This window comes from Pseudomonas saliphila (genome assembly GCF_008638345.1).
Taxonomy (GTDB): Bacteria; Pseudomonadota; Gammaproteobacteria; order Pseudomonadales; family Pseudomonadaceae; genus Halopseudomonas; species Halopseudomonas saliphila.
On sequence record NZ_VTVA01000004.1, the window covers coordinates 84,230 to 97,572 of the forward strand.

A 13,343-nucleotide genomic window follows, 5' to 3' on the forward strand; every position below is an offset into this window, starting at 1 on the left:
TCAGGCCCAGCCCTTCCCTACCCAGCAAAAACCGAGCTTTTTCAATTACTGTCTGAACTGCGTCTTCTATAAAATATAAGCCCTTGTTTTATAACATTTTTTTACCTAAAAACAAAAACTGAAAAAACTCGGAAAGCGAGTAGCGGTCCGCGCTCACGGTTGCTTGAATGGCTGCAAGTGAGGAGCGCAAACATGACTATTCATCCGTCTCAACGCACCAGCATTGCCCGGGAACTGCCATGAGCTGCTGGGCATTGATACCGCTCAAAGCGCCAAGCCAAGGCAAGACCCGGCTGAGCCAAACGCTGGACAGCCGCAGCCGCACACAGCTGATTGAAAACATGCTGATGCGCGTACTCGCCGCGCTGGCTGGCAGTTACCTGGTGGACCGGATCGCCATTGTCGGCATGCTGCCAGACCGTTGCCGCGCTGACATCCGACACCTGCCCGATCCCGGCACAGGGCTGAATGGCGCGCTGTCGGCGGCCAGTCAACAGCTGCAAGCGACAGGGGCCCAGGAATTGCTGGTGCTGCATGCCGATCTACCCTTACTGCTCAGTGAAGAGGTTGACCAATTCATTCTTGCCGGCCGCCGCCAAGGCATGGCGCTGGCCAGCGATCACCATGCGCTGGGCACCAATGCCATATTCCTCAGCCAACCGGACGACTTTGCATTCAGCTTCGGACCTCACAGTCTGACGCGCCATCTGACCCTGGCCGCCGCCCGGAATCTGCAGCCTGCCATGAATCAGGCGCCGGGCTTGATGTTTGACGTCGATACCGCGCAGGACCTGCAAACGCTGATCGAAGCAGCGCCTCCTTTCTATATCCCCGAGTCAATCTCGCATTGGAGTCCAGCCCATGCATGAACACGGTCATTACCTATTGGATAAGGTTCGCTCCGGCATATTGTTGAATGCCGACGAAATTTATCTGTTAGCCGCCGAGGCCGCGCCCAGCGAGCTGATGGCCTGTGCTGAAGCCCTGACTCTCGAGGGTCACGGCCGCCGCATCGGGTATTCACGCAAGGTGTTTATTCCCCTTACGCGGCTGTGCCGGAACCATTGCGGCTACTGCATCTTCGCCACGTCCCCGAAAAAAGTACCCAGCCCCTACCTGAGCCCCGAGCAAGTCCTGGAAATTGCCCGCGCTGGTGCCCGCGCGGGCTGCCGTGAGGCCCTGTTCACCCTGGGTGAGCGCCCGGAGCTGCGCTATCCCCAAGCGCGAGAGGCACTGGATGCCATGGGTTATGCGGACACCTTCGCCTATGTCGCAGCGATGGCCCAACTCGTGTTCGAGGAAACCGGCCTGTTACCGCATATCAATCCGGGCACCATGACCCGCGAGGAGATGGCGCCGCTGCGCACGGTCTCTGCCTCTCTGGGCATCATGCTGGAATCCACCGCGGAGCACCTGCATCAGCGGGGAGCGGCGCATTGGCGCTGCCCCGACAAACTGCCTCAGGCGCGCCTCGACACCCTGCGACATGCCGGCGAGCTGTCGGTGGCGATTACCTCGGGCATTCTGATCGGCATAGGCGAAACCCGTGAAGAGCGTATCGACGCCCTGCTGGCGCTGCGTGAGTTGCACCAGCAATACGGTCATCTGCAGGAAATCATCGTGCAGAACCTACGCGCCAAGCCCGGCACCCTGATGGCCGATGCCCCGGAACCGGACATCGCCGATCATGCCTGGACCATTGCCATTACCCGGCTGATCTTCGGCCCCGGCATGTCGATCCAGGCACCACCGAATCTGCGTCCGGGTGAACTGGGCCAACTGATAGGCGCTGGGATCAATGACTGGGGCGGTATTTCCCCGGTGACGCAAGATCATGTCAATCCCGAAGCAGCCTGGCCGGAGCTCGATGCACTGGCTGCCGACACGGCGCGCGTTGGCCGCCAACTGGTCCAACGGCTGCCGCTGATTCCGGCGTACCTTCGTGACCTGGACCGCTGGGTTGACCCAGCCATGGCCACAGCCATCCGGCATGCGGCCGATGCCCGCGGCTTTGCCCGCACCGACGGCTGGTTCGCTGGGCGCGGGGATACCCCCGAGCCTGAAGCCTTGCGTTACCTCAGCCGGAGGGCCGAGCACGTCAGCGCATCCATTGAAATCACCCGTATTCTCGAACGTGCCTGCGCTGGCGATCCGCTCAACGAGGCCGAGATCGTACAGCTGTTTCAGGTGGAGGGTGCTGATCTGCAGGCCGTTATCCAGGCCGCCGATGCACTGCGCCGTTCCACTGCGGGCGACACCCTTACCTACGTGCGCAACTGCAATATCAACTACACCAACATCTGCCAGTACCGCTGTGGTTTTTGCGCCTTCGCCAAGGGCAGCAGCGCTGCTCACCTGCGTGGCCCAGCCTACCAACTCGATGCCGACGCCGTCGCGCTGCGTGCCGAGGAAGCCTGGTTACGGGGAGCGACCGAGGTTTGCATGCAGGGCGGCATCCACCCGCACTACGACGGCAATACCTATCTGGAGCTGGTGGCCGCAGTCAAACAGGCCGTACCGGATATGCACGTACACGCATTCTCGCCGTTGGAAGTGCTGCACGGGGCCGAGACCCTGGGGCTGAGCCTGACGCAGTATCTAACCAGGCTGCATCAGGCCGGGTTGCGCTCCCTGCCCGGCACCGCCGCGGAAATTCTGGATGATGACGTCCGCGCGATCATCTGCCCGGACAAGCTTAATACCGAGCAGTGGCTTGAGGTCATGCGGGCCGCGCATCAGGTCGGAATCCGCAGTACCGCCACACTGATGTTCGGCCATGTCGAAGAGCCCAAACACTGGGCTCGCCATCTGTTGCGCGTGCGTGAGCTGCAGGCAGAGACCGGCGGCTTTACCGAATTCGTGCCCCTGCCCTTTGTGCATATGGAATCGCCGATATGGCACAGGGGGCAGGCACGTTCAGGGCCCACCTTGCGTGAGGCGGTACTGATGCATGCGGTCAGTCGCCTGGCGCTGCATCCATTGATACCGAATATCCAGACGTCCTGGGTAAAGATGGGTCGCGAGGGGGCAGCGCTGTGTTTGCAAGCTGGCGCCAACGACCTCGGCGGCACCCTGATGTACGAATCCATCACCCGTGCCGCTGGCGGCAGCAATGGCCAGCTGCTGGATGACCCTGAACTACAAGCGATTGCTGCCAAGGTCGGACGACCTCTGCTACGCCGAAACACCCTCTATCAGACAAGCACTGACGACCGCACCGGATCCGCGGTAGTCGCGAATCTGATCTCTTTGCGTGAGCTCATCCCCCCACTCCCGAGCGCGCAGCTTCAGACCGAACTCGCACCATCCAATAACAATATGAGGTAACCAATGTCACTCACTCATTTGCAACGGCTTGAGGCCGAAAGCATCCAGATCATCCGCGAGGTGGTCGCCGAATCCGACAACCCGGTGATGATGTATTCCATCGGCAAGGACAGCGCAGTCATGCTACATCTGGCGCGCAAGGCGTTCTATCCCGCCGTGCCGCCGTTTCCGCTACTGCACGTAGATACACGCTGGAAATTCCGCGAGATGTACAGCTTCCGCGAGCGCATGGCAGAAGAAACCGGCATGAAACTGATCGTCCATATCAACCCCGATGGCGTCGCCCAGAACATCAACCCCTTCGATCATGGCTCTAGCGTGCATACCGACATCATGAAAACCGAAGGGCTGAAACAGGCCCTCGACAAATACGGTTTTGATGCGGCTTTCGGTGGCGCGCGCCGCGACGAGGAGAAATCCCGGGCCAAGGAACGAGTGTTCTCATTCCGCTCCACAGCCCACCGCTGGGACCCGAAGAATCAGCGCCCGGAACTGTGGAAGCTATACAACACGCGAAAGCAGAAAGGCGAATCGATCAGGGTCTTCCCCCTGTCGAACTGGACCGAACTGGATATCTGGCAATACATCCATCTGGAGAGTATTCCGATCGTGCCGCTGTACTACTCCGCCGAGCGTCCTGTGGTCGAGCGTGACGGCACGCTGATCATGGTCGATGACGAGCGCATGCCACTTGAGCCGGGCGAAACGCCAGTAATGAAGAAGGTGCGCTTTCGCACCCTGGGGTGCTACCCACTGACCGGAGCGGTTGAGTCTGAAGCCTCAACCCTGCCAGCCATTATCCAGGAGATGCTGCTGGCCCGGACCTCCGAGCGCCAAGGCCGAATGATTGATCACGATGCTTCAGCGTCCATGGAAAAGAAAAAACAAGAGGGGTACTTCTGATGTCCCATGTCTCAGAAATGATTTCCAACGATATCGATCAGTACCTTCAAATGCATGAGCACAAAAGCCTGCTGCGTTTTATTACATGCGGCAGCGTGGATGACGGCAAGAGCACCCTGATCGGGCGCCTGCTGTTCGAGTCCAAGATGCTGTTCGAGGATCAGCTGGCCGCCATTGAGGTTGATTCGCGTAAATACGGCACCCAGGGCGAAGCCATGGACTTTGCCTTGCTGGTCGACGGCCTGGCCGCCGAGCGCGAACAGGGCATCACCATTGATGTAGCTTACCGGTTTTTCTCCACCGACAAACGCAAGTTCATCGTCGCGGATACCCCCGGCCACGAACAATACACCCGCAACATGGTGACCGGAGCATCCACCGCCGATGCCGCCGTTATGCTGGTGGATGCGCGCAAAGGCCTGCTAACCCAGACACGCCGTCACAGCTATCTGGTTTCACTGTTGGGCATTCGTCATGTTGTGGTGGCGATCAATAAGATGGACCTGGTGGATTATTCCGAAGAAGTCTTCCAGAACATCGTCAATGATTACCGGCAACTGGCCGAGCACCTCGGCTTGAGCAGTGTGACCTACATTCCGATGTCGGCCTTCAAGGGCGACAATATTACCGAGCCAAGCGCCAATATGCCCTGGTATCAGGGCCAGCCCCTGATGCACTTCCTGGAGCACGCCGTGGTCGATGCCGATGCGGGCGTCGACACCCCGTTTCGCCTCGCTGTGCAATGGGTCAACCGGCCGAATCTGGATTTCCGTGGCTTCACCGGCAGTATCGCCAGTGGCCGCATCCGCCCGGGTGACCGTGTCCGCGTGCAGCCTTCGGGCCAGGAAAGTACCGTGGCCCGCATTGTCACCATGGACGGCGACCTGCCTGAAGCCGTGGCCGGTCAATCCATCACGCTGACGTTAACGGATGAGATCGACATTTCGCGGGGCGATGTCATTTCCAAAGCTCTCGCACCCGCTGAAATCGCTGACCAGTTTGAATGCACCCTTACCTGGATGCACGAGGCACCGCTGCTGCCAGGCCGGCCTTACCTACTCAAAATCGGCAGTCGCACCGTCACCGCAACGATCACCGAAATCAAATATCAGGTGAACGTCAACACGCTGGAGCACTTGCCAACCAAGACTCTGGAACTGAATGCCATTGGTGTCTGCAACCTGAGTATTGACCGTCCGATTGCCTTCGACCCTTACCGTGAAAACCACGACACCGGCGGCTTCATCCTGATCGATCGGCTCAGCAACAATACTGTAGGTGCGGGCCTGCTGCATTTCGCCCTGCGTCGTTCGCAGAATATTCATATGCAAGCAGTGGACATCAACAAGGCCGCCCGTTCGCGCCTGAATGGTCAGAAGAGCTGCGTACTCTGGTTCACCGGCCTGTCTGGCGCCGGCAAATCAACCATCGCCAACGAGCTGGAGAAACAGCTGTTCGCACTCGGTCATCACACCTACCTGCTCGATGGCGACAACGTGCGCCATGGTCTGAACCGGGATCTGGGTTTCACCGATGTCGACCGCGTGGAAAACATTCGCCGTATCGCCGAAGTATCCAGGCTGATGGTGGATGCCGGCCTGATTGTCATCAGCGCCTTCATCTCACCCTTCCGCGCCGAGCGGGATATGGCGCGCTCGCTGGTGGGTGACGGTGAGTTCATTGAGATCCATGTTGATACGCCATTGGCAATCGCCGAGGAACGCGACGTCAAGGGGCTCTATCGCAAGGCGCGTGACGGTCAGCTGAAAAATTTCACCGGCATCGACTCGCCCTATGAGCAGCCCGAATCGCCAGAGCTGCGCATCGACACGACCGAGACCAATGTCGATAGGGCCGTGCAGCAAATCATGGCGTGCCTGCGTGAACGCGGCATTCTGCCACTGTGATGACTCCCGCGCAGCCGGCGTCGGCTGCGCGGCCATTTGAAGGAAAGCAATATGGACACCACCACCCTCAATGGTTTACTCGAGGCGTTGATCCCTATCGTCCGCACCGCTGGTCAGGGCATCATGGACATCTACGCCGGTGATATCGCCGTGCGTACCAAGTCGGACTCATCGCCCGTAACTGTGGCAGATGAATACGCTGAATCACTGATCCTGCCTGGCCTGCAGGCGCTGGATCCATGGATCCCCATCGTTTCTGAAGAGCAGGCAGAAGTGGGCCTGCTCCCGGAAACCGGACAGCGCTTTTGGCTGGTCGACCCGCTGGACGGAACCAAGGAATTCATCAACCGCAACGGTGAATTCACCGTCAACGTCGCTTTGATCGATGCAGGCGAACCGGTGCTGGGCGTGGTCCTGGCCCCTGCCCTGGGTCGGCTGTTCGCTGGCGTGCGTGGCCACGGAGCCTTCATCGAGGAGAACGGCACGCGGCGCCCGATCAGCTGCCGCGTCGCTCCCGAGGCCGGCTTGACGGTCGTTGCCAGCCGCTCCCACGGCGATGCCCACGCGCTGGAGCAATTCCTGGCTGGACGCAAGGTAGCCGCCCAAACCAATGCTGGATCCTCACTGAAGTTATGCCTGGTTGCGGCGGGGGAAGCCGACGTCTATCCGCGCCTTGGGCGCACGATGGAATGGGACATCGCAGCCGGTGATGCTGTGCTGCGCGCGGCTGGAGGTCGCCTGCTGACCCTTGATTCGCAGCCCATGCAGTACGGCAAGACAGACTTTGCCAATCCACATTTTGCAGCCTGGGGGCTCGCGCCTGACGCATCTAGGCCGTCTGGATGATTCGCCACGGCCCTGAACAGGATGCACTGCCAATTTGACCTTCCACAAGCAATAACAAGGCGGGGATGATCATGACGTCACGTTCGACCAGTTTGCGCCGGCAGCCAAGCCAATCCCGTGCGGAGGTGACGCTGCGGGCAATTCGCGAAGCTTGCCTGAAAATCCTTGAAGAAGAGGGTCTCAAGCGTCTGACGACCAACCGCATCGCCGAGGTGGCTGGGGTCAGCATCGGCAGCCTGTATCAGTACTACGCCGACAAACACGCGATAGCAGCCGATATCTGCAATGAGCTGCTGATGAGTGAACTCGGCGAGGTCAATCGCCTCGATCAACAAACGTTGTTGATGGTGCAGAACTCCCTGGAAGACACCATCGCCTTCTTCGTGCGCGAGTACATCGCACGCCACCAACGGTTGTATCGCAAACTCAAGGATTTTTACCTTGAGATGCACTGGCACTACAACTTCGAGCATTACGTACGCCGCCGGCACCCGCGCAAGCTGAGGACCGTGGACTGGCTGCCCTCTGCACTGGAGCAACACCGAGAGTCGATCAACGTGAGTGATCCTCTGCTTGCCGCGACCATGGTCGTCAATACGCTGGAAGGCACACTGCATGCGACCCTGGATCACAATCCGACATTAATCTTCGAGCCCGCATTCGAGCGCGAGATGGTAGCGCTGATCCTCAGCTACCTGAAGTTTGCCAACCGCATTAACTTTCCCTCACAACAATTATAAGGATTGCCCATGCTGTTTTACTTCGACTTCAAGACCTGGCTCGCCATGATCAGGCTGGTTGCCAAGGAGCCCAAATCGCGCCATCGCACTGGCCTTTACAAACTGCTGCTGTGGCGCATTCCGGTGCGCGCAGTGTTCCACAGCATCTGTTTTTTCCTGGACGGCATCCTGTTTCCGAAATTGTGGTTGGTCAAAGTCAAGGAACCGGTTTTCATTATTGGTCATGCCCGCAGCGGCACCACCTTGGCCCATCGTTTAATGGGTGCAGATGAACGCTTTTCCACCTTCAAATACTACGAGTTGATACTGCCCTCGCTGTTGCAGAAAAAAGTCGTACGACTGATTGCCAAACTTGATTCAAGTATCCTGGGCCGACGCCTGGAGCGCCGTTTGCAGGCCTGGGAAAAACGTAAATTCGGCCCGACCCAACATATCCACAAGATGGGCCTGACGATTCCCGAAGAAGACGACCTGATCTATTTCAACTCCTGCGCGTCGGGCTTCTGGGCCACCAAGTTGCCCTATATGGATTCCCTGGATTTCTTCCATATTGACCAGCGTCCAGCCGCAAGTCGGCGCCGGCTGATGGACTTCTACCGCAGTTGTGTACGCCGTCAGCTGTACCTGAATGGCGACAACCGGGTTCATCTGAGCAAGAACCCAACCTATTGCGGCCGTGTGGAATCTCTGCTGGAAGCCTTTCCCGACGCCCGCATAGTGCTGTTGTATCGCAACCCCTACGAGACCATTCCCAGTCTGCTGAAGCTATTGCATGTCAGCTGGAAACTCCAAGGCAACCAGTCTGCAGAAAGCATCCAGAAATCCACCCGTGCAATGATCAACCTGTCATACGAGAGCTACCTCCAACCCCTTGAAGTACTCCGCCGGCACCCGGAAACCCCCTGCGCGATTATTGACTATCGCACCCTGACCACCGCGCCCAAGGCAGCCATGGAGCAGGCCTACGTCGATCTGGGCCTACCGCTTTCTGACGACTTCATGCGGTTTCTTACGACCGAGCAGAACAAGACCCGCAAGCATGAGACCACCCATACCTACAGCCTGGCCGAATTTGGCCTGGCCGACAGCGAGATCCATGACCGCCTCGCCCCGCTGTTCGAACGGTTCAACTGGGACGCACAGCAGCCCTCCCCACAACAAGAAAAGGAGCTAAACCATGTCTGAGATCACCTATCAGGATCCGGCTACAGCTGCCGCCGCCGAAAGCCTACGCGAGGCCTGGAATGAGCTGTTGGTGCAAATAGGCGACGCGCGCAATGCAATTGACGACCCTCAACTCTGGGCACCGCCAGCGTCACCACGTACGCTGGCCGAAGGCTATCGCTACGTGCTTGGCTATTTGTATGGGTCCATTGGCCGTGGTCTCGGGCCAACCGTGGAGAATCCCTATTTCATACGCGCCATCCAGCCGTTGAACCGCTCGACCATCGATAATGCAGACGCCATATATCTGACTGCGCCTATAGATGGCAATCACAGCTATACCATCCGCGGCCGTGCGGGCGACACCAGTATCTGGCGTGGCGCGCAGCCTCTCGCCGGTGTGCGCAAGGCACCACATTATGTGATTTTTGAAACGCCCAGCGGGTTCGCCGGCGATACCGGCAGCATCAAGGAACTGAAGCGTGGCTCGCGGACCAACTGCGCCATGCTGGACTCAACCACACTGCACGTGAATGCCGATGGCAGCTTCGAGATTTTGCTGGCACCCGAGAAGCCCGCAGGCTACCAGGGCAACTTCATGTACACCCGTACCACCCGCCAGCGTAAACAGGAGGACGGCAGCGTGCTCGAGCAGGAATATGTCGCCCAGCAGGTCATGCTGCGCGAATTGTTCTGCGACTGGGAAAAGGAAGATCTGCTGGACCTGTTCATCTACCGCAACGATCGGCTGGGCATGCCAATCCCGGCCTATAGCGCCGAGACAGCGGCGGAACAGATCCGCAAGGTCGGCACGCTCACCCGTAATCAGGTGCACTTCTGGAATGAATTCTATGCCGTGGTCTGCGAAGCCTATGGAGACATGAATGGCGATGGCGAGCGCTTCATGCCACGCAATGATTTCAACAAGCCCAACGCCGCCTCGCTGGCGACCGCCGGTGGCATGGCCACTAACGTCTATTGCGGTGGCATGTTCGAACTGCTGCCTGATGAGGCACTGATCATTGAGCTGCACCAACCGGTCGAGCCGATCTACCTGGGCTTCCACCTGGGTAACCTGTGGGGCGAGTCGCTGGAGTTTGCCAGCCACCAGTCCAGCCTCAATGGCATACAGGGACATCGCGACGCCGATAACATCTACCGCTACGTCATTTCCCACAGCGATCCGGGCGTAGCCAACTGGGTCGATACCACCGGCCAGTTTGAAGGCTACATGGCGGTGCGCTGGGCTTACCCGGAGAAGCCCATGGACAACCTGCCCTGGGCCACTGCGAAGAAGGTAAAAGTGGGTGAGGTGCTGGAACACTTGCCTGCGAACACCCAACGCATAACCCCTGAAGAGCGGCGTCACCAGATCGCGATACGCCAGGAACATGTCCAACGCCGCTACCGGCACCACTAGGAACCTACATGCCCAATATTTTGAGTGATAAGGTCGCCATTATTACCGGCGCTAGCCGAGGCATCGGCGCGGCCATAGCCGAGCGCTTCGCCGCCGAAGGTGCCCGCGTAGTGATTACCGCACGGACCAGTGAACCCGGCGGCAGGCTTCCCGGTTCCCTGCAAGAGGTCGCCGAGCGCATTCGTGCGCGGGGCGGCCAGTGCCTGAGCATCATCGGTGATCTGGCCAAGGAAGAAGATCGCGAACGCATCATGGCGCAAACGCTGGAGCACTGGGGCGGCGTCGATATCCTGGTGAACAACGCTGCCTTCGCTCGCTTCAGCCCCACGCGTGAACAGCAAGCCAAGCATGTTCAGCTGTCACTGGGGATCAATTTCATTGCCCCGCTGCACCTGAGCCAGCTGGTTATTCCATCCATGGTCGAACGCGGCGGTGGCTGGATTCTGAACCTGTCCAGCGACACGTCGCGCAAGCCCCGGCATGGCCCCTATCCCGCCGATGATCGGACATACCGTTTTCACAACACCGCCTCCCCCAGTTTGTACGGCTCGACCAAGGCGGCACTAGAACGATTGACCGCGGGCTGGGCGATGGAGCTGGCTAGCCAATCGATTGCCATCAACAGTCTGGCGCCAGTAGAGGCCGTTGCCAGCGAAGGCGCGCTCGACAGCGGCAGCATTGACGACCAGGCGTTCTTCGAACCCGTGGAAGCCGTTGTGGAAGCGGCTCTGGCCCTCTGTTCAGGCCCGCAGCAATGTCTGACCGGCCGCAATTCCTATAGTTTGAACCTGCTGGAAGAACTGGGCTTGCGCGTGCGCTCGCTGGACGGTCTGACCGAGCTCGACAACATTCCCGCCGCGCCCTTCAAAGGCTGATACCGGAGTAACCTTATGCTGGAAATTTTTGCTTCCACCCCTGAAAACTTAGGGCTACGCGACATCGGCGCCTTCGCGCGCCGGGTCGAAACCATGGGCTATGACGGCCTGTTCGTGTCCGACGCGATTCATGATGGTTTACTGCTGGCAGGTCAGGCGCTGGCTTCGACTACGAGACTGAAGGTCGGCACCTCGGTACTGGTGGCCTTCCCGCGCAGCCCGATGAACGTGGCGCTGGCTTGCTGGGATCTTCAAGGCATGTCCGGTGGGCGTTTTGAGCTGGGGCTCGGGACCCAGATCAAGCAGAACATCGAAGAGCGCTATTCTGCCCGCTGGCTACCGCCAGCGGCGGGGATGCGCGAATACCTGGGCGCATTGCAGGCGATCTTTCACAGCTTCCGTACCGGCGAGCGACTGAACTTTGTCGGCGAGCATTATCAGTTCACCCGCCTGCAACCCTTCTTCAACCCCGGCCCGATCGAGGCCCCGGACGTGCCGCTAATGCTGGGTGCCGTGGGCCCCATGATGCTCAAGCTGGTGGGCTCTACCGCTGATGGCATCCATACACACCCGACGAATACCTCGGTACGCTACCTCCAGGAAGTCATTCATCCGCAGATCGCCAATGGACTGGCCGAGCGTGATCCGGCGCGCAAGCGCCCGCTCATCAGCGCGAGCCAGTTTGTCGCCACCGGCCCGGACGCAGCTACGGTCGCCAAGGAGCGAGAACGCTTCCGTGACATGCTCGCCTTTCTGTTTTCGACGCCCGCCTATCGCGCCAGCCTGGAGCTGTTTGGCTGGGGCGAGGTAGGTGACGCTCTGCAACAACTGACCCGCAACAAACAATGGGCGGATATGCCTGGCATCTTCACCGACGAAATCCTGGACACCTTCCTGGTCAGCGCAGAGTACGGCTCCTTACCGCAGGCAATGGTCTCGCGCTTCAACGGCCTGGTCGACAGGGTGACCCTGACGGTACCAAATGATCCAGCGAATGATCAGGAGTGCGCCCAGGCGATTAACGCCATTCGTGATGAGGCCCGACGAGGCGACAGCTAAAACGGAGGAAAGCTGCGCACTGGGCTCCAGGCGCAGCGCCCCAGCGCAGGGAATCGGCTGGCTGGAGCCCGAGCCGAAACTCTCAACCAGCCAGCCGTCATCATCAGCTGGCAATCAGCCGAAAAGCAGCGAGACCCTGGCGGACTGATGGGTATGAAGCAGCTCCGAAACGAGCTTGTTCCCGGGGTCCGAAGGGTGATCGGCCCTCGGGCTCTGGTCGCCAGTCAATCGAATGTTTGAGGGCGCAGGCAACCGACCGCCATGGCCACCAGGCTATCGAGTAAAGCTGGGGATTCGAGCTGCGCCGGAATGTCTTCCAGTACCGAGCGGATGACGCTGCGCAACCCCTGCCCAAGCAAATAGGCCGCTAACGCGGGGTGCTCGGTGGTGATCTCATGCTCGTACATGTGCAAGAGCGGCAGCCAGGTCGCTTCGATGAACTCGCCTGCCGTGTGGTATGGGCCGCGCCACATTCCCAGATGAAGGGCGGAGTGGTAGCGCAAGTGAAAGGCCTTGTTCAACTTGAACAGGCGCGTTTCGACCCGAATGATGTTGGCCAGAATATCTCGCAGTGCCGCTTTCAATGGCACACCAACCAGCCTTTCGCGCATCCTCAACAGGTTCTCCGACTCCTCATCGAGAACACGCTCATACAGCAAGGCAACGATCGCGTCCTTGTTGGGGAAGTATTGATAGATCGAGCCGACTGCCACCCCAGATACCTCGGCGATGCGGGCGACGGTCAGTGCGTCCTCTCCCGCCTCATCCAGAATCCGAAGGCACGCCTGTTCTACGGCGTCGACCAGTGCGCGAGAGCGGGACTGACTTGGACGTTTGCGTAGCGCAGGAAGCTGCTCAGATGCTGGCCAAGAGCCGATTGTGGTTTCACTGTTCTTCTTGTTCATGGTAACCCGAGGACCGCTCTCAATAGCGTACCAATATTATATGATTATCAATTAAATCAGATGGTTGTTGACGATAAAAGCGACTTTAAAATGCGAATATATAAGCATCGGTGACGCCAGTATGATCATTTCTGTCGATCAGACAACCTCTGATCAGACAGTGAATCCGCCATTGAGGCGGATGTCCCACCCCTACT

General features: G+C 59.1%; 11 protein-coding genes. 10 read left to right on the plus strand and 1 reads right to left on the minus strand.

The window, feature by feature from the left end:
- Positions 1-239: 239 nt before the first annotated feature.
- The 10 genes from cofC to FHK95_RS06010 all read left to right on the plus strand — a co-directional run bounded on the left by cofC (position 240) and on the right by FHK95_RS06010 (position 12,241).
- Positions 240-869 carry a 2-phospho-L-lactate guanylyltransferase gene (gene cofC / locus FHK95_RS05965; protein WP_178114723.1) on the plus strand — a complete coding sequence of 210 codons (630 nt, stop codon included), beginning with the start codon at positions 240-242 and terminating at the stop codon, positions 867-869.
- Entirely contained in the window at positions 862-3,327 is a 2,466-nt protein-coding gene (cofH, locus tag FHK95_RS05970) for a 5-amino-6-(D-ribitylamino)uracil--L-tyrosine 4-hydroxyphenyl transferase CofH (protein WP_150303684.1), read from the plus strand. The genes cofC and cofH overlap by 8 nt, the downstream gene beginning before the upstream one ends.
- Positions 3,328-3,330: 3 nt before the next feature.
- A complete protein-coding gene (gene cysD / locus FHK95_RS05975) occupies positions 3,331-4,230 on the plus strand; it encodes a sulfate adenylyltransferase subunit CysD (protein ID WP_150303685.1) in 900 nt (299 codons plus the stop codon).
- Positions 4,230-6,137, plus strand: a complete 1,908-nt coding sequence (cysN, locus tag FHK95_RS05980) for a sulfate adenylyltransferase subunit CysN (RefSeq protein WP_150303686.1) — start codon at positions 4,230-4,232, stop codon at positions 6,135-6,137. The genes cysD and cysN overlap by 1 nt, the downstream gene beginning before the upstream one ends.
- Before the next feature lie 51 nt (positions 6,138-6,188).
- The gene (gene cysQ, locus FHK95_RS05985; protein WP_150303687.1) at positions 6,189-6,983 is read left to right on the plus strand and encodes a 3'(2'),5'-bisphosphate nucleotidase CysQ; all 795 of its coding nucleotides are present in this window, start codon (positions 6,189-6,191) and stop codon (positions 6,981-6,983) included.
- Positions 6,984-7,054: 71 nt separating this feature from the next.
- On the plus strand, positions 7,055-7,723 hold the full coding sequence (locus tag FHK95_RS05990) for a TetR/AcrR family transcriptional regulator (RefSeq protein ID WP_150303688.1): 669 nt from the start codon (positions 7,055-7,057) through the stop codon (positions 7,721-7,723).
- A 9-nt stretch (positions 7,724-7,732) separates the two neighbouring features.
- Positions 7,733-8,908, plus strand: coding sequence for a sulfotransferase family protein (locus FHK95_RS05995; protein WP_150303689.1), 1,176 nt, complete (start codon positions 7,733-7,735; stop codon positions 8,906-8,908).
- Positions 8,901-10,307: a DUF1214 domain-containing protein gene (locus tag FHK95_RS06000; RefSeq protein ID WP_150303690.1), complete on the plus strand. Its 1,407-nt coding sequence runs from the start codon at positions 8,901-8,903 to the stop codon at positions 10,305-10,307. The genes FHK95_RS05995 and FHK95_RS06000 overlap by 8 nt, the downstream gene beginning before the upstream one ends.
- 8 nt (positions 10,308-10,315) lie before the next feature.
- A complete protein-coding gene (locus FHK95_RS06005) occupies positions 10,316-11,182 on the plus strand; it encodes an SDR family NAD(P)-dependent oxidoreductase (protein ID WP_150303691.1) in 867 nt (288 codons plus the stop codon).
- 15 nt (positions 11,183-11,197) lie between these two features.
- On the plus strand, positions 11,198-12,241 hold the full coding sequence (locus FHK95_RS06010; RefSeq protein ID WP_150303692.1) for a TIGR03617 family F420-dependent LLM class oxidoreductase: 1,044 nt from the start codon (positions 11,198-11,200) through the stop codon (positions 12,239-12,241).
- A gap of 224 nt (positions 12,242-12,465) precedes the next feature.
- Here the strand turns inward: FHK95_RS06010 and FHK95_RS06015 are convergent, their stop codons facing one another.
- Positions 12,466-13,146, minus strand: coding sequence for a TetR/AcrR family transcriptional regulator (locus tag FHK95_RS06015; RefSeq protein WP_150303693.1), 681 nt, complete (start codon positions 13,144-13,146; stop codon positions 12,466-12,468).
- Between the last annotated feature and the right edge of the window lie 197 nt (positions 13,147-13,343).